Here is a 25,099-nt window from a genome sequence, read left to right as displayed (position 1 = left end):
GAGGCTCCGTATGCCGAGAGTGATGCTATTGCCACTGCTGTTGCTGTTCCTCGCGCCGTCGGCCTGGGGGTTCAGCTGCTCCTTCGTGGATGGCTACCAGAAGTCCAGGTTCCCCATCTCCATCGACAAGGTCGTTTCCTCGCCGCGGGACAAGCCGATCGGCAGCGTTCTGCATGACTTCACCTGGCAAACGGCGACTGGGGTGACCATCGACTGCGGGGGTTGGCCCTGGGAGCGGGGCACCGTGCAGGGGCGGCTCGCCGGCGGGTTTGGCGCGCCGGTGCAGGGTATCCCCGGCTACCCCAATGGCGACCTGATGGAGAGCGGCATCCCGGGCGTGGGCATCCAGGTCTGGTGGTGCAACTATGCATCCGACTGCCCGAGCCCGCCTGCGGCCAACCGCAGCACCTCGCTGGTGCAAAGGTTGAACTGGGGTTTCCGCGGCGGTACCTATGTGCCGCGGAACATCTGGTGGGTGCGGCTGGTGAAGACCGGTGAGATACAGGCCGGGGCCCATGGCTTCAACGGCATGGCCACGGTGCGCTATGCCGACCTGGATATCGCCGAACTGACCGTCCACGGCACCGTCAGCACCGCAGTCCCGGCCTGCCGTATGCAGACGCGCGATCTGGTGGTGCGCATGCCCACGGTCCACGTCGGCGTCTTCCAGCGGCCGGAGGAAACGGGCGCCGTCGAGCGGCCCTTCGACATCGTCCTGGACTGCGACGCGGGCATCCGCCTGAGCTACCGGATCGACCCGCTGCACGGCATGGAAACCCCCTTCATCATGCGCAACCGCACGGGTGCCGGCATGGCGAACGTCGGCATCCAGGTCCTGAGGGCCAACACCGCCACGCCCGAGACGGTGCAGCTTGCCGTCAAGCATGCCTACCTGGACGCCACCGAAGCGGGCCTGCTGCGCATGCCGTTCCTGGCCAGGTATGTAGCCATGTCGCCAGGGGCCACGCCGGGGCTGGTCTCCACCTCGGCCATGCTCACCCTGAGCTACGAGTGATGCGCTGCACGATCGAGGCCGCGATGCTCGTCAGGCAGGTGGATGCCGTTTCGGTGGGGTAGGCGTTCCGGCAGACGCTAGTAGTCCGTAATCCATGGCTGACGCTGCCGGGCACCGCTTCCCACTCTTTCCTCTTGCAGGACTCAGGGGCAATTCGCCTGGGCTGTCAGGGGGCTGTTTATTCGGAGCCATCCTGCGCTTCATCATGGGGGCAGGTGGGAGCCGGGACGATAGGCGAACGCCGTCACTTTCGCCCCAGGATCCGCTGAAGCTCGGGTTGACCGACGATCGTACCTGGTCGGAAGTCTTGGTGCGGCGGTACGGTGAGGGCTTCGGCGTTGTTCACCTTGTTCTACGAGTGAGGAGGGGGATGCCGGTGCGAGCCGGCGCCGCCGGCTCGCACGGTGGGCTTCAGTCGCCCTGCTGCAGGTGAGCCAGCAGCGCTGGCGTGGGGTAGCCGTCGGCCGGCAGGCCCTGGCTCTGCTGGAAGGCGCGGATGGCCGCACGGGTATTGGCGCCGATGATGCCGTCCGGATTGCCCGGCTGGTAGCCGCGGGCGGCCAGGCCTTCCTGCAGGGCGATGCGCTCGCTGCGGCTGAGCGGGCGGTCTTCCACCGGCCAGCCGGCCTCGATGCGGCCCAGGCCCTTGAAGCTGTCCGACAGCAGCCCGACGGCCAGGGCGTAGGCGGTGGAGTTGTTGTACCTGAGGATGGCGCGGAAGTTGTCCAGCACCAGGAAGGCCGGCCCGCGGTAGCCGGCCGGCAGCAGCAGCGAGGCCGTGGCCTGGGGGTTGCCCGGCAGGCGCCCGCCCACCGGCTGCACGCCCATGCGCAGCCATTCGCTGATCGGCTTGCGGATGCCCATGTCGGCCTGGGCGTAGTCGAAGCCCTGGGCCAGGCGCACCTCGAAGCCCCAGCTCTGGCCGGGCTTCCAGCCCGAGGCCTGGAGGTAGTTGGCGGTGGAGGCCAGGGCATCGTCGGCCGAGCGCCAGATGTCGCGGCGGCCGTCGCCGTCGAAGTCCACCGCGTACTGGTCGTAGGTGGTGGGGACGAACTGCGTCTGGCCCATGGCGCCGGCCCAGGAGCCGACCATGTCGGTGGCCGGCACGTCGCCGTGCTGGATGATCCGCAGGGCGCTCAGCAGTTGGCCGTGGGCATACTCCGGGCGGCGCCCCTCGTAGGCCAGGGTGGCCAGGGAGCGGATCACGTTGCGCTCGCCCATGTTGCTGCCGAAGTTGCTTTCCATGCCCCAGATCGCCACCACGGCCTCGGCATCCACCGCGTAGCGGCTGTCGATGCGCTGCAGCACCGCGGCGTTCTGCGTCAGCTTGCCCTGGCCGTTGCGGATGCGCGCCGGCGACACGGCGCCGGCCAGGTACTCCCACACCGGCCGGGTGAACTCCGGCTGGCTGCGGTCGGCGGTGAGCACCGCCGGGTCGGGCTCGAGGCCGGCGAAGGCCTGGTCGAAGGTCTGCGGGCTGATGCCGGCGGCCAGGGCCTGCTGGCGGAAGCCGTCGCGCCAGGCCTCGAAGCTGATGGAAGGCAGCGGCTGGCCATCGGCGCCCTGCAGCGCGGTGGCCGCGGACGGCGGCGAATTCGCCGCCGGCGCGTCGGCGCAGGCGGAGAGCACGCAGGCACTGAGGAGGGTCAGGCAGAGGGGAACAGGCGGAAGGGTGAAGCGGGTGTGCGCATTGCGCTCCTCGGCGGGTTCTTCAGGCAGCGGCCACCTTAGCATGCGGACGGCGGGGCGTCTGCCGCCGGGCCGGGTGCCACGATGACAGGCTGTTGCAGGTTCAGGGGGAGGACTTGGCCTTGGCGGCGCTCTGTTCCAGTTCCTTGAGCATCTGCTCGTAGGCTGCGCAGTCGTCCGGACGTTCCTTGCTGGAGCGGCTCTTTTTCATGGCGGCGAGCTGTTCGTTGAGGCGCTTGGCGGTTTGCGGGTCGCGCTGGGTGATGGAGGCGACCTTTTCCGCCACCTGGCGCCCCTTGGCCTCGGCTTCCTGGTCGGAACAGAAGGCCCAGGCCGAATGGGCCACGGGCAGCAGGGCCAGCACCAGGCCGGCGGCGAGTGTCCTGGTGTTCATCGTGCATCTCCGGGTGTCGTGTCTATTCCATGGAGGCCGCACGGGGGGCAGGAGTTCCATCGATCTTGCCGGAGGGCGGGCAGCGGCCGATGCTCGCCCGCCCGACACCGTTCGTCGGGGAAGCCTCCGTGCTTCCCCGGCGGATGGCCGCCGCATCGCCTGCCCCGGCGGGCAGGCCGGGCCTCAGAAGTAGTAGCCGATGTTGCTGTACAGCTGGTTTTCCCAATGGCCGGTGCCGCCGGCGCCCAGGCTCTGGGTGTAGTCGCTGCCGCCGATGTACGGGTCGTTCCTGCCGTGCAGCCATTCCAGGGCTATCCACAGCGGGCCGAGGCTGAACGAGCTGCCCAGGATGAGGCGCTGGGAGTCGCTGAAGGCGCTTTCGTCCTTGTCGAACAGGCTGTAGTTGCCGTAGAGCTTGATGCCGGAGAGCCAGCCGTAGCGGCCGGGGATGTCGTAGCTGAGGTCGGCGACGTAGAGGTTGCCCTTGGCCGCGACGTTGAAGGTGCCGTCGAAGCTGCCGAAGCTGACCAGTTCGTCGGTCCCCGGGTTCTTCGCGTTCATCTGCTGGCGCGTCGCCTGCGCCTGGATGCCCCAGGGGCCGCGCTTGCCGCTGTAGTGCAGGGCGAAGGCGTAGCGGCTGCCGTTCTCGTCGGTGTCCCGGTTGTCGAGGGTCGAGCCCAGCACGGAAGCGCCGATCTCCGAATTCCAGCCGCCGGCTTCGAACTTGCGGGCCAGCCGGCCGACCAGGATGTTGCGTTCATGGTTGTCGCTGCCGTCGGCCACGTAGTCGTCGGCCGTGGCCACGCTGGTGCCGTAGGTGCGCCCGCCGCGGCTGGTGCCGCGCCCCTGTTCCGCCGGGATGGGGTAGTAGGCGGCCTGCAGGTCCCAGCCATCGGTGTTCTGCAGGTATTTCACGCCGATGTCCTGGGTGTCTTCCAGGCCTATCACATTGCCCAGGGTCTCGAAGAAGGTGCTGCCGAAATACGGCAGCAGGCCGAACGGGATGGGCGTCTGGCCGACCTGCACCTGGCGCTGCGCGGAGAACCTGTAGCCGACCCAGGCGTACTCGGCGAAGGCGATGTCGCCGACCCGGTCGGTGTATTCGTAGGGGTAGGCATCGCCGTAGAAGCGGTACTTGGCCGCGGCTATCCAGGTGTCGGAATGGTAGTCGGCGGTGAGGAAGAAGGTGTCGAAGCTGAACTTGGAAATATCCCGGTCCGGATCGTAGTCCAGGCGGCCGCGCAGGGCGCCGCCGAGGTCGAGGTCGTCGGTGATGGATGCCGCGTTGGCCGGGTGGGCCAGCAGGGTCAGCGGCAAAATGCAGGCGATAAGCCGGAGATGCAGTTGCATCGTGGACTGCTCCAATGTTTGTCGGTTCTTGTTGTCGGGAGCGGGCGGCGCCGGGCCGCCCGTGGCCTGGGCCCGGTCAGCCGATGTCGCTTCCGGCCAGCGGACGGCGGGCGAGGGAGGGCGCCCACAGGTAGCCGAGGAAGGCCAGGCAGAAGGAGGCCGGCGCGGAGAAGCTGGACAGCTCGGCATGGCCGAGCAGGACGATGCCCACTGCGGCGGAGATGAACCAGGTCAGCAGGCCGCGGGCATTGAAGGCGGGCAGTTGCGCGGGATAGCCGCCCGGCTGGCCGCGCGTCCTGCGGATCTGCGCGAGGGCGATCGCCACCCAGGAGACGATGAAGATGCTCTGGTACGACAGCGCCTGGAGGATGTAGCCGAAGACGTCCAGCAGCATCAGCAGGTAGACCAGTGTCCCGGTCAGCAGCGCCCAGGCCGCGTAGGGCACCCGGCCCAGGCCCAGGCGGGCGAAGAAGGCCTGCATGTTGGTCGCGGCGAGGAAGAAGTTGCCGGTGTTGATGCGCGTCTGGGTGATCCAGACGAACAGCAGGCCGCCCAGCCCCATCAGCTTGATGATCGCCAGCACCACCGAGACCTCGCTCAGGCCGCCGTCGCTGGGGATGGTGGCGGCGAGGAAGATGCCGACCGTGCCGTTGAGCAGGAAGGTGACCACGTAGAAGGGCATGCCGAAGTTCACCCGCGCGTGGTAGTCGCTATCCTCGGGCCGGCCGTAGCGGGCGTAGTCCCAGGTGTACATCATCAGCACCCAGACGCCCATGAAGTAGGTGAAGCAGTTCCACCAGCCGTGCGCCACCGGGCCGCCCGGCGGGGCCAGCTCCAGCCAGGCCGTGGAATAGCCGTATTCGGCGATGCTCATGCCGACCAGGGCGAACAGGCCGATGAGGTAGAGCGGCAGCAGCAGGCCGTTGAGCTTGTCCAGCCGGCGCATGGCGTTGCCGAAGATCATCAGCACGCTGTAGATCACGACCACCAGCGCCGAGGCGTGGGTGCCCAGCGCGGGGAAGCTGTGCTGCAGCGCCACGGCCATCACCGAGCCCTCGAACACGCTGTAGTAGACCGCCGTGGCGCAGAAGATCAGCGTGGCCAGGGCCGCGCCGGCCTTGCCGAACAGCACCTGGGAGAAGAGCGCCACCGACAGCCCGCTGGCGATGGCGTAGCGGCTGATGATTGCGTTGATCGCCCCGTAGCTGAGTACCGACAGCAGCAGGCCGATGAGTGCGTTGAGGGTGCCGTAGCCCATTGCCAGCGCCGCGGCGACCACCAGGTAGAACATCGCGCTGCAGATGCCCCACCAGGCCATCGTCAGCGAACCGCGGCTGAGCCGATGGGCCTCGGGAATCACTCCCGCGGCGAGTTCCGTGGATGAAGCCGAATTCGAGATTGCTCCTGCCATGACCGTCCCCTTGTTGTTGTTGAAATGAGCGGTCGCACGACATTAGGGGAATGGCCTGGCCGGGTATTTGTCGACAGCGCAGGAAGTTTTGTCGGCCAGCGCAAGCGGGCGGGCAGGGGCTTCAGGCAGAGGGAGGGGGAATGGCGATGAGGGTGATGCGGGGGGCTTTCGAGGGGATTTCAGGCGGCCAGAAAGAACGAAGCCTCCCAGTTGCGGGAGGCTTCGCGGCGGTAGCTGCCTTTACCTTTCAGGGGGTGTTCCTGGCGGCTGCGGAACAGCGGTTGGGCTATCAGGGACTTGGCCTTGTTCGGCCGTTTGGCTTTCTTCGCCATGGTCTTCTCCTCGGGACGAACGCCCGCCCATTGCGGGCATCGGCATCATCGGCGCTTTCACCGGGGATGTCCAGGCCGCAGGTCAGTTGATCCGCGGTGCCCGGCGCAGCTCGCCGGGCGCGATGCCGTAGCGGGCCTTGAAGGCGCGGTTGAAGTGGGCCTGGTCGGCGAAGCCCCAGCGGTAGGCCAGCTCGCCGATGGACGGCGGTGGCGGCGTGACCAGCAGGGCATCGTGGCACGCCTGCAGGCGCAGTTCGCGGACCCACTCCTGCACGCTGCGGCCGCTGCCCTGGAACAGCCGGTGCAGGTAGCGCACCGAAATGCCGCAGGCCTGGGCGATGCCGGCGGGGTTCAGGCTGCTGTCGTCGAGGTGGCGGTGGATGTGCTGCTCGACGCGGCGCAGGTGGGCCGTGGCGACGGCGCTGGACTGGCTTTCGCCGGGGTGCTGGCGTTCCAGGGCCATGCCCAGCAGTTCGAGCAATTGGCGGCTCAGGCGCTGGCCGTCGCCGGGTTCGAGTTCGCCCAGGCGGCGCGCGCTGAGGGCCAGGTAGTCGGCGAACAGCGCACCGGCGCCGCGGGTGGCGTCGAAATTCAGCGCGCAACGCTGGTCGGGCGTGGCCACGTGGCGGCGCAGGGTGCGTTCGGGCAGTTTCAGCACCCACAGGGCGTTGCTCTGGGCGTAGAGGAATTCGTAGGGTTCGCCGCTGCGTTCCAGCACGAAGCTGCCGGGCTGGCAGACGGTACGGCGGCCGCGCTGGGTAAATTCGAAACAGCTGCGCAGGGGCAGGGAGAGCAGAAACGACTCGTCCTCGCACTGGCCGAGATGGTGGCTCTGGCGGCGGTAGCGCAGAGGGGAGGAATCGAGGTAGGACAGGCTCAGGTCGCCCAGGCTGAAAAGCTCCAGCCGGCCCTGGAAGCTGTCGCCTGCCATGTAGTCCAGTTCCAGCGGGAAATAGGTGTCGCTGACGCAACGCTTCCAGTATTCCTGGCGTTGCGCGCCGGCAATGGCGGTGGTGTCGAAGCTGGTTTGCTTGGTCATGGCAGAAGCGCTTGCAGCGTGTTCGGGTTGTAATGTCCATGCAGCTCTTGTGCCTTGATGGCCGGGCGCCCCGGCGCCGGACCTCCGCGGGAGGTCCGGCGTTCCGGGCTCAGCGCTGGCGGCTCAGGCGGTAGCAGCCGGATTCGTGCAGTTCCACCACCCAGCCGGGGCGGATGAGGATGTTGGTGGTGGCTTCCTCGACCACCGCCGGGCCGTGCAGGCGGTCGCCGGCCAGCAGCAGCTCGCCCTGGTACACCGGGGTGTCGGTCCAGATGCCGTCCTCGCCGAAGAGCATCGGCCGGCTGCCGGCCAGGGCCCGTTGGGCGTGGCCGTCGCTGGCCGGCAGGCTGGGGAAGGGCGGGCGCGAGACGCGGCCGATCACCTGGCTTTCCAGGTTGACGATCTCCACCGGGTTGTCCGCCTCGGCGTAGGTGTAGAGCGCCTCGTGGCGGCGGTGGAAGGCCTCGACTATGGCCGGCAGCGTCCGCGCGTCGACCGGCATGTCGCCGATCTCCACGGTGCATTCGTGGATCTGCCCGACGTAGCGCATCTCCAGGCTGCGCACCACGGCGATGTCCGCGTCGGCGAAGCCGTCGCCGCGCAGGGTGGCGCGGCCCTGCTGTTCCAGCTCGACGAAGGCCGCCTCCAGGCCGGCCAGGTCGGCGTCCTCGCGGGCCAGGATGGGGTAGGTGGCCAGGTAGTTGTGCTTCACGTCGGAGAGTATCTGCCCCAGCGCGCACAGGCCCGAGGCGACCTTGGGAATTAGCACGGTGTCGATGCCCATGTCCTCGGCCAGCGCGGTCATGTGCACGCCCGCCGCGCCGCCGGCGCCGATCAGGGCGAAGTCCCGCGGGTCGTAGCCGCGCTCGATGGACACGCGGCGGATGCCGTTGACCATGTTGGCGTTGACGATGGCGTGGATGCCCCAGGCCGCCTTGTCCACGTCCATGCCCAGGGGCTTGGCGATCTTCGCGCGGATCGCCGCCAGCGCCGCCTCGCGGTCCAGGCTGATGCGCCCGCCCAGGCGCGCCTCGGGGTTGAGGTAGCCCAGCGCCAGGTTGGCGTCGGTCACCGTCGGCAGCTCGCCGCCCTGGCCGTAGGCCACCGGGCCGGGGCTGGAGCCGGCGCTCTGCGGGCCCACCTCGAGCATGCCGTAGGGGTTGATGTGGGCGATGGAGCCGCCGCCGGCGCCGAGGGTCTCGACCTGGATCATCGGCACGCCGATGCGCTGGCGCAGGAAGTCGGCGTCGCGGCTGAGGTTGGTCTTGCCTTCGCGGGTCAGGGTGATGTCGAAGGAGGTGCCGCCCATGTCCACGGTGATGACGTTGCGGATGCCGAACGGCTGGGCCACGAACAGCCCGGCCTGGGGCGCCGAGGCCGGGCCGGAGTTGATCGCGTTCACCGCGCGGCCGCGCATGTGCTCGCCGGTGGCCAGGCCGCCGTTGGACTGGAAGTAGCGCACCGGGCGCTGGGCGCCGAGCTGGCGGAAGTAGTCGTCGATCCTCGCCACGTAGCGCGCCATCACCGGGCTCAGGTAGGCGTTGACCAGGGTGGTGGAGGTGCGGGTGTATTCGCGGATCTGCGGGAACACCTCGGTGCCGCTGCAGACGAACACCCCCGGCAGCATCTCGCGCAGGATGGCCACGGCGCGCTGCTCGTGGGCCGGGTTGCGCACCGACCAGAGGAAGGACACGGCGACCGCCTCCACGCCCTGTTCGGCGAACAGCCTGGCGGCGTCGCGCACGTCGCTCTCGTTCAGTGGCGTGTGCTCGCGGCCGTCGGCGAGGATGCGCCCGCGCACCGGACGGCGCAGGAAGCGCTGGGCCAGCTGCGGCGCCGGCGGGTAGTCGGGGTCGTAGCGGTAGCCTTCTTCCTTGTGGCCCAGGCGGATCTCGATGCTGTCCTCGTGGCCGGCGGTGGCCAGCAGGCCGACCTTGACGCCCTTGAGCTCGATCAGCGCGTTCAGCGCCACCGTGGTGCCGTTGATGCAGAGGTCGCAGTTGGCGACTACCTCTTCCACCGGGCGGCCCAGCGCCTGGCTGATCTGGCGCAGGCCGTCGGCGATGGCCAGGGTGCCGTCCTGCGGGGTGGAAAGTGCCTTGAACAGGTGCACGCGGCCTTCGCGTTCGGCCAGGATGAAATCGGTGAAAGTGCCGCCGGCGTCGACGCCGAGGCGGTATTGGCTGTGCATGTCGGGTTCCTCAGGCGGTTTGGCGGCGTTGGGCGGTGGCTTTCTGGTCGACCTCGCCGGCGCTGGTAAGCACCACGCCGTAGTCGAGTTCGGCACCGCGCGGCGAGACCAGACCGTCGCGCACGTCGCGCGCCACGGCCTCGGGCAGGCGGCGGAAGGCCGGGCCGTAGCCGCCGCCCCCGGGGGTGCGGTTGACCAAGCGTTCGCCGGGCTTGAGCACGGTCATGACGTTGCGCGTGTGCTTCTCGTGCTCGCCAGCGCGGACGATCTCCACGCCGCCCAGCTTGGGCTCGTCCAGGCCGTTGGCCGCGCCGGCGGCGCCCATGGTGGTGCGCTGGCGGCCTTCGCCGAAGGAAATCACGGTCATCTCGTGGTCCAGCGGCTCCACTTCCAGGCAGGTGCCCGAGCCGCCGCGCAGCTGGCCGGCGCCGGCGCTGTCGGCCATCAGCGCGTAGCGGTGGATGAGGATCGGGTAGCTGTACTCCAGCAGCTCGATGTCCCCGGAGTAGAGCGCGCCGAAGCAGCACAGCGGGCCGCAGGCGTGCCAGCCGTCCAGCTCCGAGGTGGCGCCGGCGCCGGAGATGATCGAGGCCAGCACCATGGTCACGTATTCCTCGCCGGTGCGCGGGTCGACGCCGGCGATGTTCACCCCGCTGGTGTGCCCCAGGAGGCGGTGACGCGTTCCGGCGCGGCCTGCTCGAAGGCCTGGCGCACGGCGTCGGTGAGGGTCTCCATGGGCGTGGTGGTGCAGTTGACGTGGGGCGCCGGCTCCTCGGCGTTGCACAGGGTGCCCTTGGGCCCCAGGTCCACGGTCACGCAGCGGTACAGCCCGGCGTTATAGGGCGGCGGCACCTGGGCGAACATCATCAGCCCCAGGTAGATGCCGGACATCGAGTTGCCGGCGTAGGAGTTGATGAAGTAGGGCACCTGCGGTGGGCTCTGCACGGTGATGTGGCAGCTGTCGTCCCTGATGGTGACGGTGGCGCTGATGGCCAGCTCGCCCAGGCCGTGGCCGGAATCCTCCAGCACCGCGTGGCCGGTGTAGCTGCCGTCGGGCACCGAGCGGATCAGCTCGCGCATCTGCCGGTCGGCCATGTCCTTCAGTTCGGCGATGCACTCGCGCACCGTGGTCACGCCGTACTTGTCGAGCAGGGCGATGAGGTTGCGCTCGCCGACGCGGCAGGCGCCGTACTGGGCATTGAGGTCGCCCTCCTGGTTGCGCCGGGCGCGCATGTTGGTGAGCAGCAGGTTGATCACGTCCTCGCGGCGGCGGCCTTTTTCCCACAGCTTCACCGGCGGGATGCGCAGGCCCTCGGCATAGATTTCCTTGGCGTCGGGGTTGTAGCCGGCCGGCACCGGGCCGCCGATGTCGGTGAGGTGGCCCTTGCACACGGTCCAGAACACCAGCTCGCCCTGGTAGAACACCGGCTTGTACATGCAGCAGTCGATGATGTGGCTGCCGGCGTAGGTGGGGTCGTTGTGGTAGATCACGTCGCCTTCGGCGATGTCGTCGCCGAAGTAGCCGGACACGGCCTTCATCGCCGGGATCAGCGAGCCCAGGTGGATGGGGATGTCCTGGCCCTGCAGGATCATTTCCGAATGGTGGTCGAAGAGTGCGTTGGAGTAGTCGTGGGCGAGGTTGAAGACGCTGGAACGGCTGGTTTTTTCCAGCGTCAGGGTCATCTCGCGCTGGGTCATCTCCAGCGCGCCACGCACCACGGCCAGGGTGATCGGATCGGCCGGCATCGCTTTGTTCTCCTTATCGGCGGGTCGATGGGGCGACGATAGGGAGCTGCCGGCCGGGCGTATTGCGCGGCAGCGCAGTGGTTCTTGTCGTGCAGCGCACAGGTGCCGAACGGGGCTTTCCGGCATCAACCTGCAGGAGCGCCATGTAGGAGCGAGCTTGCTCGCGAACGGTGTTTGCCGGTGGCGGTTGCGTTTTGGGTTGACGCCTTTCCCTCTCCCCAGCCCTCTCCCTGAAGGGAGAGGGGGCAGTCCGGCATGCGCGGGAGGTTCGGCATCAACCTGTAGGAGCGGGCCCTGCCCGCGAATCGCGCGCAGGGCGCGCTCCTACAGGGGAGCGCTGTGTAGGAGCGAGCTTGCTCGCGAACGGTGCCTGCCGGCGGCGGCTGTGCTTTGGATCGACTCTGCACCCTCTCCCCAGCCCTCTCCCGCAAGCGGGAGAGGGGGGCCGTCCGGCGTGGCGGGGAGGTTCGGCATCAACCTGTAGGAGCGGGCCCTGCCCGCGATTCGCGCGCAGGGCGCGCTCCTACAGGGGACTGCCGAGGCTGGCATGGTGTAGGAGCGGATCTTATCCGCGAAACGCGCCGATACGTCCGGCTATCGCGGACAAGGTCCGCTCCTACGGGGGAGACGGCAGGGGAGATCAGCCCGGCGGCAACGGCAGGCGCTGGCCGGCCAGCAGCAGCGCCAGGCGTGCCAGGCCGTTCCAGGCGTCACCCTGGGCCTGGCCCTTGATCTGCGCGTCGATCAGCTGGGCGTCCTGCAGCAGCTGGTTCCAGCGCGAACCGCTGTGCCGTTGCAGGGCGCGGGTGAGCAGCGGGCGGCGCTTGTCCCATACCGGCGGGCGGCACTGGGCGAAGGCCTTGTCCAGGGGCACGCCCTGGCCGAACTGCTGGGCGATGCCGGCCAGCTGGCGGATTTCCCGGGCCAGGGCCCAGAGGATCACCGGCGGCTCCACGCCCTCGCCGCGCAGGCCTTCGAGCATGCGCAGGCTGTGCGCGGCTTCGCCGGCCAGGGCGGCGTCGATCAGGCCGAAGACGTCGAAGCGCGCGCTGTCGGCCACCGCCGCCTGCACGGTGGCGGCGTCGAGCTGGTTGCCGTCGGCCAGCAGCTTGAGCTTCTCGATCTCCTGCGCGGCGGCCAGCAGGTTGCCTTCCACCCGCGCGGCGATCAGGTCCACCGCGTCCTGGCTGGCGGCCAGCCCGGCCTGGGACAGGCGCTGGCGGATCCACTGCGGCAGTTGGTGCACGTCCACCGGCCAGATCTGGATGAACTGCGCGGCCTCGCCGTCGATCAGCGCCTTGGCCCACTTGGTCTTCTGGGTGGCGCCGTCGAGCTTGGGCAGGGTGACCAGCAGCACCGTGTCTTCCGGCGGCCGCTGCAGGTATTCCTGCAGCGCCGCGGCGCCCTTGTCGCCGGGCTTGCCCGAGGGCAGGCGCAGTTCCAGCAGGCGCCTCTCGGCGAACAGCGAGAGGCTGGCGCCGGCCTCCAGCAGCAGGCCCCAGTCGAAGTTGGCCTCGGCGTTGAACACCTGGCGCTCGCTGAAGTCGCGCTGGCGGCAGGCGGCGCGGATGGCGTCGCAGGCTTCCTGGCAGAGCAGCGGCTCATCGCCGCTGACCACGTAGACGGGAGCCAGGTTGCCCTGCAGGTGCTTGGCGAGTTGGGCGGGATTGAGCTTCATGAAAGTACGGGGGCCGGCATGGCCGGCCCCCTGGTCCTCTTACTGCGCCTTCGGCAGTTCGATCGGCGACTGCTGCGGCTGCTGCCTGGCCGCCTCGTCCGCGGCCTTGAGCGCGTCGGCTTCGGCCTTGGCCTTGGCTTCGGCCTGCTGCTGCAGGTATTCCAGGCGAGCCGGGGTGAGCATCTGCAGGCGCAGGGAGAGCTGCTGCACCAGGTCGCGGCGCATTTCCTTGCGCAGCTGGGCGGCTTCCTGGTCGGAGCCGATCAGGTTGTTCTCGTCGTGCAGGTAGACCTTCTGCACTTCGACCTTGTCGGTCATCAGCAGCAGGTTGTCGGCGCCGCGCACCTCGTAGTCGACCGTGGTGGTCAGCTCGTACTCGGCGCTGCGCGCCGAGCTGCTGTAGCTGGCGGTGCGCTGGGTCTCGGCCTCGCGGGCGAGGAACAGGTGGTAGGGCGCGCTCCTGGTCACTTTCACGCCGCTGTTCTCCAGCAGGCGCTGCAGGTCCTTGACGGTGTCGCCATAGGCGTTGCGCGCGCTCAGGTCGACTTCCTTCAGCGCGAAGTTCGTATCGCCCAGGCCGCGCAGGTGGAAACCGCAGGCGGCCAGCAGCGTGGTCAGGCCGATCAGCGCGATGCCGGTCAGGATACGTTTCATCAAGCTTCCCTCACTCCTGTTGATCCGGGTTGCCCACGGCAAGGCGCCGCGGGCGAATGCCATCAGTTGGCGACGATGTTGACCAGCTTGCCGGGGACCACGATCACCTTGCGGATGGTCAGGCCGTCGGTGAAGCGCAGCACGTTCTCGTTGGCGCGGGCGGTGGCCTCGACGTCCTCGCGGCTGGCCTGCGCCGGCACTTCGATGTGCCCGCGCAGCTTGCCGTTGACCTGCACCACCAGTTGCAGGGTGTCCTGCACCAGGGCGCTCTCGTCGACCTGCGGCCAGGGCGCGTCGATCACCGCGCCATTGTGGCCCAGTTCGTGCCAGAGCACGTGGCAGATGTGCGGGGTGATCGGCGCCAGCAGCAGGGCGACGGTCTCCAGGCCTTCCTGCAGCAGGGCGCGGTTGCCGGCGTCTTCCTGCGGGACCTTCTCCAGCACGTTCATCAGCGTCATCACCGCGGCGATGGCGGTGTTGAACTTGTGGTTCTGGCCGATATCCTGGCTGGCCTGCTTGATGGCCAGGTGGATGGCGCGGCGGATTTCCTTCTGCGCGTCGTTCAGGGTGTCCTGTGCCACCGCGGCGGCGAAGCCGGCGTTGACGTGGGCCTGGGCCAGGCGCCAGACGCGGCGCAGGAAGCGGCTCGCGCCCTCGACGCCGGAGTCGGACCACTCCAGGCTCATGTCCGGCGGCGAGGCGAACATCATGAACAGGCGGCAGGTGTCGGCGCCGTAGGCGTCGATCATGGCCTGCGGGTCCACGCCGTTGTTCTTCGACTTGGACATCTTCTCGGTGCCGCCGATCTCCACCGGCAGGCCGTCGGTCTTCAGGCGCGCGCCCACGACCTTGGCCTTGGCGTCACGCTCGACTTCCACGTCGGCCGGGTTGAACCAGTCCTTGCCGCCGTTGGCGGTGGTGCGGTAATAGGTCTCGGCGACCACCATGCCCTGGGTCAGCAGGTCCTTGAACGGCTCGTCGGAGTCGATCAGGCCTTCGTCGCGCATCAGCTTGTGGAAGAAGCGCGCGTACAGCAGGTGCAGGATGGCGTGCTCGATGCCGCCGATGTACTGGTCCACCGGCAGCCAGTAGTTGGCGGCCTTCTTGTCCAGCATGCCGTCCTCGAACTGCGGGCAGGCGTAGCGGGCGAAGTACCAGGACGACTCGACGAAGGTGTCCATGGTGTCGGTTTCGCGCTTGGCTGGCTGGCCGCATTTCGGGCAGCTGCACTCGTAGAACTCGGGCATCCTGGCCAGCGGCGAGCCGGCGCCATCCGGCACCACGTTCTCCGGCAGCACCACCGGCAACTGCTCGGCCGGCACCGGCACGTCGCCGCAGGCGTCGCAGTGGATGATCGGGATCGGGCAGCCCCAGTAGCGCTGGCGGCTGATGCCCCAGTCGCGCAGGCGGAACTGGGTGCGCGCCTGGCCCAGGCCCTTGGCGGCGAGGTCGGCGCCGATGGCGTCGAACGCGGCCTGGTAGCCGAGGCCGTCGTACTTGCCGGAGTTGACGGTGCGCACGCTGTCGTCCTTGGCGCCGTACCACTCCTGCCAGGTGCTGGCGTCGTAGCCGTCGTCGCCGGCGGCCAGGGTGATCACCTGCCGGATCGGCAGCCGGTACTTGTTGGCGAACTCGAAGTCGCGCTCGTCGTGGGCCGGCACGGCCATCACCGCGCCTTCGCCGTAGGTCATCAGCACGTAGTTGGCGATCCACACCGGCAGCTTCTCGCCGGTCAGCGGGTGCTCGACGAACAGGGAAGTGGCGACGCCCTTCTTCTCCTGGGTGGCGATGTCCGCCTCGGCGACGCCGCCGCGCTTGCACTCGTCGATGAACGCCTGCAGGGCCGGCTCGCGCTGGGCGGCCAGGGTGGCCAGCGGGTGTTCGGCGGCCACGGCCACGTAGGTGGCGCCCATCAGGGTGTCCGGACGGGTGGTGAAGACCTTCAGCTGGCCGGCCTCGCCGATGGAGGCCTGGTCATAGGGGAAGGCGATCTCCATGCCGCGGGACTTGCCGATCCAGTTGCGCTGCATGGTCTTGACCTGTTCCGGCCAGCCCGGCAGGTGGTCGAGGCTTTCCAGCAGCTCTTCGGCGTAGGCGGTGATCTTGAAGTAGTACATCGGGATCTCGCGCTTCTCGATCAGCGCGCCCGAGCGCCAGCCACGGCCGTCGATGACCTGCTCGTTGGCCAGCACGGTCTGGTCCACCGGGTCCCAGTTCACGGTGCCGTTCTTGCGGTAGATCACGCCCTTCTCGAACAGGCGGGTGAACAGCCACTGCTCCCAGCGGTAGTAGTCCGGCTTGCAGGTGGTGACCTCGCGCGACCAGTCGATGGCCAGGCCCAGGCTGTTCAGCTGGGCCTTCATGTAGGCGATGTTGTCGTAGGTCCAGGCGGCGGGGGCGACGTTGTTCTTCATCGCGGCGTTCTCCGCCGGCATGCCGAAGGCGTCCCAGCCCATCGGCTGCAGGACGTTGCGGCCCTGCATGCGCTGGTAGCGGCTGATCACGTCGCCGATGGTGTAGTTGCGCACGTGCCCCATGTGCAGCTTGCCGCTCGGATACGGGAACATCGACAGGCAGTAGAACTTCTCCTTGCCGGGGACTTCCTCGACACGGAAGGAGTTGTGTTCGTTCCAGTACTTCTGGGCCTGGGATTCGATCTCGAGAGGCTGGTATTGCTCGTGCATGGCGCGACTTGGACCTGTACGGAATAGACGGCGCGGCCGTGGGAGCGGAGCGGGCGCTCCCGTCTTACCGGGGCACCGCGGCGGCCGGCCGGCAAGGGGCTGCATAAAGCCTCGTAGCATACATGAGCCCTCCCCGAGCCGGTAGCCCGCGCCGTTTGTCGCGCGCTCGGTGGCCCGGGGGCCGGGACGCTAAGCTTGGCCTGAGGGCGGGAGGTTTCCGCCTGCTTGAGGTGACTGATGGCTGAGCTGCATCGTGCGAGTTTGTCGGGTCCCGGTCTTTATGAGCGGTTGCTGCATCGACTTGAACTGGCCCTGGACGAGGCCGAGACCGCGGAACGCCTGCGCGATGAGCATCCCGAGGAGTTGGAGCTGCGCGGCCTGAGCAGCGCCGAGATGCAGCTGATCCGCGCCTATCTCGACCAGGACGTGAACTGGCTGCGCGGCTGGCACGCCGCCGCCGAGGAACTGGCGCTGATCGAACACGCTCCCGCCCGTTCCACGCGGGCGCGCCTGGGCGGCAGCGCCGGCAAGACGCGCCCGTCGCACCGCCACCTGCAGTTGCTCTGCGCGCTGTGCGGCACCCCGGTGGTCTACAACCGCCAGCATGGGGTGATGCCCTGCACCTCCTGCGGCTCGCAGTTGTTCCGCGGCTCCCGCGGGCGTTGAATCCGCGCGTTCATCCGCTAGGCTGTGGCGCTTCCTGAAAGGAGTCGCCGATGCCGCTGCGCTACCTCGTCAAGCAAATCCTGATGCCGCCGGGCATCCTGCTGATCCTCCTGTTGCTGGGCTTTTTCCTGCGCCGCCGTCGGCCAAGGCTGGCGACGGCCTGCTTCGTCGCCGGGTTCGCCGGCTTCTGGCTGCTCAGCCTGCCGCTGACGGTGGAGTGGGGCGCGCGCCTGCTGGAGCGCCAGCCGGCCCTGGCCCGCGGCGAATGGGCGGGCCTGGCGCAGCGCGCCGAGGCCATCGTCATCCTCGGCGCGGGCCGCGAGCGCGGCGACCCGGCCTGGGGCGACGACCAGCCCGGTCTGATGGCCCGCGAGCGGCTGCGCTACGCCGCGCGCCTGGCCAAGGCCAGCGGCCTGCCGCTGCTGACCTCCGGCGGCCTGCACTACGGCACGCCGCCCAGCGAGGCGCAGCTCATGGCCACCAGCCTGGCGGACGACTACGGGGTGAGCGTGCGCTGGCAGGAAGGGCGCAGCCGCACCACCTGGGAGAACGCCACCCTGAGCGCGGAAATCCTCCGCCAGGCGGGCGTGCGCCGGGTGGTGCTGGTCACCCAGGCGCAGCACATGCCCCGCGCGCTCTGGAGTTTCGAGGCCAACGGCCTGGAGGTGGTGCCGGCGCCGATGGGCTTCATCGGCGTGGACAACGCCCGGCCGTTCGGCGGCTGGCTACCGGAGGCCAAGGCGTTCTGGCAGAGCAACCAGTTGCTCAACGAGGCGCTGGGACTGCTGGGCTACCGCCTGTTCTACCGCTGAAGGGAGCGTTCCTGCACAGGAATGGCGCGTGGCCGGTTATCGCGGATGAATCCGCTCCTACGTTCCAGGCGAGCGTGGCTTCTCGTAGGAGCGAGCTTGCTCGCGAACAAACGCGGTGCCATGCGGTTCGCGAGCAAGCTCGCTCCTACGAAGAGCACCCCGGTGCGGCCTGTAAGACCGGAACGTAGGGCGGATAACCGTTCGCGGTTATCCGCCGCCTGACCTTGGCCACATTCCGCTCGGCGCCGAGCACGGAGCCGCCGTTGAACTCAACCTCGGCGTACAACCGCGAACGGTTGTACGCCCTACGCTCAGCCGAACATCCTGCGCTGCTCGGGGGCGGCCTGGCGGCGTAGCAGGGTCCAGATCGCCAGGATCACCGCCAGGGTGCCCAGCGGCCACAGGCGCCATTTCAGGTAGGGCGTCAGGCCCTGCATCGGAGTGGCCTCGCCGCGCAGCACGCCCTGCTGGAACTGCGGGATCTCGTGGGTGATGCGGCCCTGCGGGTCGATCAGCGCGGTGACGCCGTTGTTGGTGCCGCGGATCATCCAGCGCCCGGCTTCGAGGGCGCGCATCTGCGCCATCTGCAGGTGCTGCAGCGGGCCGATGGAGGTGCCGAACCAGGCGTCGTTGCTGATGGTCAGCAGCAGCTGGCTCTGGGCCGCGAGGCCCGCGGCGAATTCCGGGTAGACCACTTCGTAGCAGATGTACGGCGCGATGGCGTAGCCCTTGGCCTTGAGCAGCGCCTGGTCGGCCGGGCCGCGGGCGAAGTCGGACATGGGCAGGTCGAAGAAGCTGATCAGGCCGCGCAGCAGGTCCTGCAGCGGCACGTACTCGCCGAAGGGCACCAGCTTCTGCTTGAGGTAGTCGCCGCTGCCGTCGCCGACCACGGTGATGCCGTTGTAGTAGTGCACGCCGTCGGCGTCGCGCTGGCGCATGGGCACGCCGGTGATGAGCGCGGCGCGCTTCTGCTTCGCCATCTCGTCGAGCATGCCCAGGTAGCCGCCGGCCTGGTCCTTGAGCAGCGGCACGGCGGTTTCCGGCAGGACGATCAGGTCGACGTCGTGCTGCTCGGCGCTGAGGTCGCGGTACAGCTCCAGCTGCGCGGTGACGTGCTTGGGGTCCCACTTCATGTCCTGGGCGATGTTGCCCTGGATGGCGGCGACGGTCAGCGGCGCGCCGGCGGGGCTGGTCCAGGCGTGGCCCTTGAGGACGAGGCCGGCGATCCACGGGGCCAGCAGCAGCACCAGGCCGACGACCAGTTGCGTCGGGCGGAAGGTCAGCTGCGGCAGGTTGATCAGCAGTGCGGCGCACAGGGCGATGCTGAAGGAAATCAGCCACACGCCGCCGATCGGGGCCAGGCCGGCCAGGGGGCCCTGCAGCTGGCTGTAGCCGGTGTAGAGCCAGGGGAAGCCGGTGAGGAACCAACTGCGGAACACTTCCAGGCCCAGCCACAGCGCGGCGAAGGCCAGGGCGTCGCTGACCGGTGCGTTGTTGCGCCGCAGCATGCGCGCCCAGAGCCAGGCCGGCAGGCCGAAGAAGAACGCCACCCCGGCGCTGAAACCGACCACCAGGAAACCGGCCAGGGCCGGCGAGGCGCCGCCGAAGTCATGGATGCTGTAGTAGATCCAGCCGGTGCCGGCGAGGAAGGCGCCGAAGCCGTACCACCAGCCGCGCCACAGCGCCGAGCCCGGGGTGACGCCGCGCAGCCCGAGGTAGAACAGGGCGACGGAGAGCAGCGCCAGCGGCCAGATGCCGTAGGGCGCCAGGGCCAGCGGGGTGATGGCGCCGGCGGCCAGGGCCAGCAGATGGCCCGGCCAGCCGGGACGGGTGATCCAGCGCATCGGTATTCCTTGGAAGCGGTTTGGCGATGCGCAAGAGTAATGGAGAGACGAACGGTAGGCTATGGGGCTGCGGCGAAAAGCCATGAGGCGTCTGCGACGCTGTGTTGCAGGATGTCGGAATGGGCTGTAGGAACAACTGTCTTGCGCCGAGGTGCTCTTCGTAGGATGGGTTGAGTTTGCGATACCCATGCTGCCGTGGTGATGGGTATCGCTTCGCTCAACGCCATCCTACGAAAAGCCGTGCTTCCTGGAGCCGTAGGAGCGGACCTTGTTCGCGATAGCCGGATGTCCCGGCGCGATTCGCGGATAAGATCCGCTCCTACGCTGTCCCACCCACGCCATTCCCCGTAGGGCGGATAACCGTTCGCGGTTATCCGCCGTTGGCCCCCGGTTTCAGTCGCGCAGCGGCGTCAGGCGCAGCAGGTGCAGGCGGCGGCTGTCGGCGTTGAGCACGCGGAAGCGGAAGCCACCCAGTTCGGTGGTCTCGTTGCGCTTGGGCAGGTGGCCGAAGGCGCTCATCACCAGGCCGCCGACGGTGTCGAATTCCTCGTCGGAGAATTCCGCGCCGAAGAAGTCGTTGAAGGCTTCCACCGGGGTCAGCGCCTTGACGATGAAATCGCCGCTGGGCAGCGGCTTGATGTAGCTGTCTTCCTCGACGTCGTGCTCGTCCTCGATGTCGCCGACGATCTGCTCCAGCACGTCCTCGATGGTCACCAGGCCCGCCACGCCGCCGTACTCGTCGATGACGATGGCCATGTGGTTGTGGTTGGCGCGGAACTCGCGCAGCAGCACGTTCAGGCGCTTGGATTCGGGCACGAAGGTGGCCGGGCGCAGCAGGTCCTTGATGTTGAAGGCATGGCTGCCGTCGTGGAGGATCAGCGGCAGCAGGTCCTTGGCCAGCAGCACGCCCATCACGTCGTCGAGGCTCTCGCCCACCACCGGGTAGCGCGAGTGCGCCGCGTCGATGATCGCCGGGAGGAACTCGCGCGGGCTCTGGCTGGCCTTGATGCTGATCATCTGCGAGCGCGGCACCATGATGTCGCGCACCTGCAGGTCGGCGACCTGGATGGCGCCCTCGACGATGGACAGCGCCTCGCTGTCCAGCAGCTTGTTCTCGTGGGCGTCGCGCAGCAGCTCGAGGAGCTCCTGGCGGTTTCTCGGCTCATGGGCAAAAGCCTGGGTGATCTTGTCCAGCCAGGACTTATGCCCGTTGCTCGATCGGTCTTCGCTCATCTTTCCTTTGCTCGTTGGCTTTTATTCTTCATCCGCCGCGTACGGGTCCGGGTAGCCCAGTTCGGCCAGCAATTGCCGTTCCAGGGCTTCCATTTCCTCGGCCTCGGTGTCGTCGATATGGTCGTAGCCCAGCAGGTGCAGGCAGCCGTGGATCACCAGGTGGGCCCAGTGCGCCGGCGGCTCCTTGCCCTGTTCGGCGGCTTCGCGCTCGACCACCGGGACGCAGATCACCAGGTCGCCCAGCAGCGGGATATCCAGCAGTTCGTCGGGAACGTCGGCGGGGAAGGACAGCACGTTGGTGGCGTAGTCCTTGTGCCGCCAGGTGCGGTTCAGCTCGCGGCCCTCGTCCTCGTCGACCAGGCGGATGGTCAGTTCCGAGTCGGCCTGGCGCTGGCGCAGGGCCAGCTCGCACCACTGGCGCAGCTGGGCCTCGCTGGGCAGGCCGGGGGCTTGGCTTGCGACCTGCAGGTCGAGTTCAAGCATCTCCGGTTTCCCGCGGCGCGCGCTCGCCATCCAGGCGCACCGGCTGGTGGGCCTCGAAGCGCTCGTAGGCTTCGACGATGCGCTGCACCAGCGGGTGGCGCACCACGTCCTTGGGCTTGAAGTGGGTGAAGCTGATGCCGGGGACGTCGCGCAGCACTTCCATCACGTGCTTGAGGCCCGAGCGGGTGCCGCGCGGCAGGTCGACCTGGGTGACGTCGCCGGTGATCACCGCGGTGGAGCCGAAGCCGATGCGGGTGAGGAACATCTTCATCTGTTCCATCGTGGTGTTCTGGCTTTCGTCGAGGATGATGAAGCTGTTGTTCAGCGTGCGGCCGCGCATGTAGGCCAGCGGCGCGACCTCGATCACCTGGCGCTCGATGAGCTTGGCCACGGTCTCGAAGCCGAGCATCTCGTACAGGGCGTCGTACAGCGGGCGCAGGTAGGGGTCGATCTTCTGCGACAGGTCGCCGGGCAGGAAGCCGAGCTTCTCGCCGGCCTCCACCGCCGGGCGCACCAGCAGGATGCGGCGGATCTGCTCGCGCTCCAGGGCGTCCACGGCGCAGGCCACGGCCAGGTAGGTCTTGCCGGTGCCGGCCGGGCCGATGCCGAAGTTGATGTCGTGATCGAGGATGGCCTTGACGTAGCGCTGCTGGTTGGCGCCGCGCGGGCGGATGTGCGCCTTGCGCGTCTTCAGCGTGATGCTGGGCACGTCGCTGGCGCTGGCCAGGTCTTCCAGGCCGGATTCCTGGAGGAACAGGTGGACCATGTCCGGGGTCAGCTCGGTGCCGCTCTGCGCCTCGCGGTACAGGCGCTGCAGCAGGTGCTCGGCGGCCTGGGTGCGCGCGGCCTCGCCAACCAGTTCGAACTGGTTGCCGCGGTTGCGGATCTCGATGTCCAGGCGTTTCTCGATCTGGTGCAGGTGCTCGTCGAACTGCCCGCAGAGGTTGGCGAAGCTGCGTGCGTCGAAGGGTTCCAGGGTGAAGCGGTGAAGATCCAGGGGGGCGTTCAAGGTGCTGTCGGTATGACCATTGGGAAATAGGGATGTCCGAAGAATAACCCCGGCGGCCCGTGTGGGAAAGTCGGGCGCCGGGATGGCTTCAGTGACGGGTGGGCTCGATCAGGCGGCCACGCAGCGAGTTGGGCAGCGCTTCGTAGATTTCCACCTCGGCGAACTGGCCGATCAGGCGCGGGTTGTCGCAGGCGAAGTTGACCACGCGGTTGTTCGCCGTGCGGCCCTGCAACTGGCCGGGGTCGCGCTTGGAGTAGTCGGTGACGAGGATGCGCTGGACGCTGCCGACCATGCGTCGGCTGATCTCGAAGCCCTGCTGCTGCAGGCGCGTGTTGAGAATCATCAGGCGCTGCTTCTTCACCTCGTCCGGGGTGTCGTCCGTAAGGTCCGACGCCGGGGTACCCGGGCGCTGGCTGTAGATGAAGACGAAGGAGTAGTCGAAACCGACTTCTTCCACCAGCTTCATGGTCTGCTCGAAGTCCTTGTCGGTCTCGCCGGGGAAGCCGACGATGAAGTCCGAGCTGATGCAGATGTCCGGCACCGCGGCCTTGAGCTTGCGGATGCGCGACTTGTATTCCAGCGCGGTGTGGTTGCGCTTCATGGCGGCCAGCACGCGGTCCGAGCCGGACTGCACCGGCAGGTGGACGAACGGCACCAGTTGCGGCAGCTCGGCGTGGGCGGCGATCAGCGCATCGCTGAACTCCAGCGGGTGCGAGGTGGTGTAGCGGATGCGCTCGATGCCGTCGACCTCGGCCACCACCCGCAGCAGCTCGGCGAAGTCGGCGATGCGCCCGTCATGGGTGGCGCCGCGGAAGCCGTTGACGTTCTGCCCCAGCAGGGTGACTTCCTTGACGCCGTTCTCGGCCAGGTGGATGACCTCGGCGAGCACGTCGTCGAACGGCCGGCTGACTTCCTCGCCACGGGTGTAGGGCACCACGCAGAAGCTGCAGTACTTGCTGCAGCCTTCCATCACCGAGACGAAGGCAGTGGGGCCGTCGACGCGTGGTTCGGGCAGGCGGTCGAACTTCTCGATCTCCGGGAAGGACACGTCCACCTGTGGTTTGCGGGTGGTGCGCGCGGCGTCGATCATTTCCGGCAGGCGGTGCAGGGTCTGCGGGCCGAAGACCACGTCGACGAACGGCGCGCGCTCGCGGATGGCGGCGCCTTCCTGGCTGGCCACGCAGCCGCCGACGCCGATCACCAGCTCCGGCTTCTGCTGTTTCAGGGCTCGCCAGGCGCCCAGTTCGGAGAACACCTTCTCCTGGGCCTTTTCGCGGATCGAGCAGGTATTGAGGAGGATCACGTCGGCATCTTCGGCCTTCTCGGTCAACTCCAGGGCATGCTCCTCGCCCAGCAGGTCGGCCATGCGCGAGCTGTCGTACTCGTTCATCTGGCAACCGTGGGTCTGAATGAAAAGCTTCTTGGCCATGCGCGCTTCGTCGGGGGAATCCAAAATGACCGGGCATTATAGTGGCGCGCAGGGCCCGTTCCTAGGGTTGCACGCCAGGCGGCTGTGCTATGCTTCGCGCCCCCTTTTCGCAGAGCTGTCATCCGCCGTTCATGAACAAGCGCGAGAACCCGATCTACAAAGTGGTCTTCCTCAACCAGGGCCAGGTGTTCGAGATGTACGCCAAGCAGATCTACCAGAGCGAACTGTGGGGCTTTCTGGAGATCGAGGAGTTCGTCTTCGGCGAGCGCACCCAGGTGGTCGTGGACCCCAGCGAAGAGAAGCTCAAGGCCCAGTTCGAGGGCGTGATCCGCAGCTTCGTGCCGCTGCACGCGATCATCCGCATCGACGAGGTGGAGCGCCTGGGCACGCCGAAGATCAGCGAGGCCAAGGGCGGCGGCAACGTCATGCCGTTCCCGATGCCGATGCCGGACAAGAGCAGCTGAAGGCTGCAGGCTTCAGGCGGCAGGTAAAAGCGAAGAGCCCGCGCGGTGGTTGCCCTTGTAGGAGCGAGCTTGCTCGCGAATGGAGTTTCCCTGTGGCATGGGGGCTCTGGATTGACTCCGCACCCTCTCCCCAGCCCTCTCCCTGAAGGGAGAGGGAGCAGTCCGTGCCTGCCGAGGGTTCAGGTTTCAGCCGGTAACTGCTGTGAAGTATCAGGATGACTCCGGCCTTCCAGGCCGCTCAGGACAGTCCCCTCTCCCTTCAGGGAGAGGGCGCTCTTGAAAGCTTCGCGAGCAAGCTCGCTCCTACGAAAGCCCCTACGCTCTTCGGCCTGTAGCCTGTAGCCTGTAGCCTGTAGCCGCTCTCAGGGCAGCGGCGAAAACGGCGTATTGCCTGCGGTCTGCAGTTCGATCAGGTAGTTGCGGAAGATCTGCCCCAGCACCTTGCTGGCGATGTCCAGTTCGTCCTTGCTCATCTGCTCGGCGACCAGGTCGGCGCTGTCCATGGCGTCTTCGGCGCCGTTCACCGCGGCCATCTTCAGCACTATGTAGGCCTGGATGTTGTTGGCCTTGACCCCTTCGCCGCGGAAGAACATGGTCCCCAGGCGCCACTGGGCCTGGGCGTGGCCCTGCAGCGAGGCTTTTTCGTACCAGCGCAGCGCGGCCGGGAAGTCGCGCGGGGCGCGTTCGCCGGTGTAGTAGTACTCGCCCAGTTCGAACTGCGCCTCGGCGTCGCCGCCGTTGGCGATCTGCTGGCAGCTGGCCAGGGCCTGCTGCAGTTGCTCGGGAACCGTGTTCAGGGTGCAGCGGCCGGTCGCCGGAACCAGCAGCGAGTTGCCTCCCGCCTGCGCGAACAGGGGCGAGATGAGCAACAGGCTGCCCAGCAGCAGGGCGCGACCAGAACGGTACATGGGGAGAAACGGCCTCCGGCAACGGGGCGGGCGCGATGCCCGGCCGGCGAAAACGTGCCGGCCTGCAC

20 protein-coding genes and 1 pseudogene are annotated in these 25,099 nt (G+C 68.1%); 4 read left to right on the top strand and 17 right to left on the bottom strand.

From position 1 onward, the window contains the following. Positions 1-10: 10 nt before the first annotated feature. Complete coding sequence (locus PKO50_RS26830; RefSeq protein ID WP_275627731.1) at positions 11-1,015, top strand: fimbrial protein; 1,005 nt, start codon at positions 11-13, stop codon at positions 1,013-1,015. A gap of 411 nt (positions 1,016-1,426) precedes the next feature. On the opposite strand, the gene PKO50_RS26825 is transcribed toward PKO50_RS26830, so the two are convergent. The 11 genes and pseudogenes from PKO50_RS26825 to leuS form a co-directional block, all read right to left on the bottom strand. Next, entirely contained in the window at positions 1,427-2,644 is a 1,218-nt protein-coding gene (locus PKO50_RS26825) for a lytic murein transglycosylase (protein WP_275627730.1), read from the bottom strand. A gap of 163 nt (positions 2,645-2,807) precedes the next feature. Then, positions 2,808-3,098, bottom strand: coding sequence for a hypothetical protein (locus PKO50_RS26820; RefSeq protein ID WP_275627729.1), 291 nt, complete (start codon positions 3,096-3,098; stop codon positions 2,808-2,810). Positions 3,099-3,281: 183 nt separating this feature from the next. Continuing rightward, a complete protein-coding gene (locus PKO50_RS26815; RefSeq protein ID WP_275627728.1) occupies positions 3,282-4,448 on the bottom strand; it encodes a porin in 1,167 nt (388 codons plus the stop codon). Positions 4,449-4,524: 76 nt separating this feature from the next. Beyond that, positions 4,525-5,859, bottom strand: coding sequence for an allantoin permease (locus PKO50_RS26810; RefSeq protein WP_275627727.1), 1,335 nt, complete (start codon positions 5,857-5,859; stop codon positions 4,525-4,527). Positions 5,860-6,038: 179 nt separating this feature from the next. Next, on the bottom strand, positions 6,039-6,191 hold the full coding sequence (gene arfA / locus PKO50_RS26805) for an alternative ribosome rescue factor ArfA (protein ID WP_109933675.1): 153 nt from the start codon (positions 6,189-6,191) through the stop codon (positions 6,039-6,041). Positions 6,192-6,273: 82 nt separating this feature from the next. Then, on the bottom strand, positions 6,274-7,230 hold the full coding sequence (locus PKO50_RS26800; RefSeq protein WP_109933674.1) for a helix-turn-helix domain-containing protein: 957 nt from the start codon (positions 7,228-7,230) through the stop codon (positions 6,274-6,276). Between the two features lie 109 nt (positions 7,231-7,339). Then, positions 7,340-9,421, bottom strand: a complete 2,082-nt coding sequence (locus tag PKO50_RS26795; protein WP_275627726.1) for a hydantoinase/oxoprolinase family protein — start codon at positions 9,419-9,421, stop codon at positions 7,340-7,342. Positions 9,422-9,431: 10 nt separating this feature from the next. Beyond that, positions 9,432-11,104 (bottom strand): annotated as a pseudogene (locus PKO50_RS26790) (hydantoinase B/oxoprolinase family protein). A gap of 703 nt (positions 11,105-11,807) precedes the next feature. Next, entirely contained in the window at positions 11,808-12,845 is a 1,038-nt protein-coding gene (gene holA, locus PKO50_RS26785) for a DNA polymerase III subunit delta (protein WP_275627725.1), read from the bottom strand. A 39-nt stretch (positions 12,846-12,884) separates the two neighbouring features. After that, positions 12,885-13,499, bottom strand: coding sequence for an LPS assembly lipoprotein LptE (gene lptE / locus PKO50_RS26780; protein WP_109933670.1), 615 nt, complete (start codon positions 13,497-13,499; stop codon positions 12,885-12,887). A 62-nt stretch (positions 13,500-13,561) separates the two neighbouring features. Continuing rightward, complete coding sequence (leuS, locus tag PKO50_RS26775) at positions 13,562-16,183, bottom strand: leucine--tRNA ligase (RefSeq protein WP_275627724.1); 2,622 nt, start codon at positions 16,181-16,183, stop codon at positions 13,562-13,564. A 237-nt stretch (positions 16,184-16,420) separates the two neighbouring features. Between leuS and PKO50_RS26770 the strand changes: the two genes are divergently transcribed. Together PKO50_RS26770 and PKO50_RS26765 are read left to right on the top strand one after the other, a co-directional pair. Beyond that, entirely contained in the window at positions 16,421-16,849 is a 429-nt protein-coding gene (locus PKO50_RS26770; protein ID WP_089391229.1) for a hypothetical protein, read from the top strand. Between the two features lie 50 nt (positions 16,850-16,899). Further along, positions 16,900-17,661 (top strand): YdcF family protein, encoded by a 762-nt coding sequence (locus PKO50_RS26765; RefSeq protein ID WP_109933668.1) that lies wholly within the window; start codon positions 16,900-16,902, stop codon positions 17,659-17,661. 311 nt (positions 17,662-17,972) lie between these two features. On the opposite strand, the gene lnt is transcribed toward PKO50_RS26765, so the two are convergent. From lnt to miaB, 5 genes are all read right to left on the bottom strand, one after another. Beyond that, positions 17,973-19,505 (bottom strand): apolipoprotein N-acyltransferase, encoded by a 1,533-nt coding sequence (gene lnt / locus PKO50_RS26760; protein ID WP_275627723.1) that lies wholly within the window; start codon positions 19,503-19,505, stop codon positions 17,973-17,975. A gap of 393 nt (positions 19,506-19,898) precedes the next feature. After that, complete coding sequence (locus PKO50_RS26755) at positions 19,899-20,738, bottom strand: HlyC/CorC family transporter (protein ID WP_109933666.1); 840 nt, start codon at positions 20,736-20,738, stop codon at positions 19,899-19,901. A 21-nt stretch (positions 20,739-20,759) separates the two neighbouring features. Next, positions 20,760-21,221, bottom strand: a complete 462-nt coding sequence (gene ybeY / locus PKO50_RS26750) for an rRNA maturation RNase YbeY (RefSeq protein WP_275627722.1) — start codon at positions 21,219-21,221, stop codon at positions 20,760-20,762. Then, positions 21,214-22,230 carry a PhoH family protein gene (locus tag PKO50_RS26745; protein ID WP_275627721.1) on the bottom strand — a complete coding sequence of 339 codons (1,017 nt, stop codon included), beginning with the start codon at positions 22,228-22,230 and terminating at the stop codon, positions 21,214-21,216. Before PKO50_RS26745 ends, ybeY begins: the two co-directional genes overlap by 8 nt. Before the next feature lie 88 nt (positions 22,231-22,318). Next, positions 22,319-23,659 (bottom strand): tRNA (N6-isopentenyl adenosine(37)-C2)-methylthiotransferase MiaB, encoded by a 1,341-nt coding sequence (gene miaB, locus PKO50_RS26740; protein WP_109933663.1) that lies wholly within the window; start codon positions 23,657-23,659, stop codon positions 22,319-22,321. Between the two features lie 131 nt (positions 23,660-23,790). Here miaB and PKO50_RS26735 point away from each other — a divergent pair, with 131 nt between their 5' ends. Continuing rightward, positions 23,791-24,123 carry a DUF1820 family protein gene (locus tag PKO50_RS26735; RefSeq protein ID WP_074981912.1) on the top strand — a complete coding sequence of 111 codons (333 nt, stop codon included), beginning with the start codon at positions 23,791-23,793 and terminating at the stop codon, positions 24,121-24,123. A 362-nt stretch (positions 24,124-24,485) separates the two neighbouring features. Here the strand turns inward: PKO50_RS26735 and PKO50_RS26730 are convergent, their stop codons facing one another. Further along, the gene (locus PKO50_RS26730) at positions 24,486-25,031 is read right to left on the bottom strand and encodes a tetratricopeptide repeat protein (protein WP_109933662.1); all 546 of its coding nucleotides are present in this window, start codon (positions 25,029-25,031) and stop codon (positions 24,486-24,488) included. Positions 25,032-25,099: the final 68 nt, after the last annotated feature.

It is taken from the genome of Pseudomonas sp. 273 (assembly GCF_029201425.1).
GTDB classification, from domain to species: Bacteria; Pseudomonadota; Gammaproteobacteria; order Pseudomonadales; family Pseudomonadaceae; genus Pseudomonas; species Pseudomonas delhiensis.
This window is presented reverse-complemented; position numbering and strand designations above follow the sequence as displayed.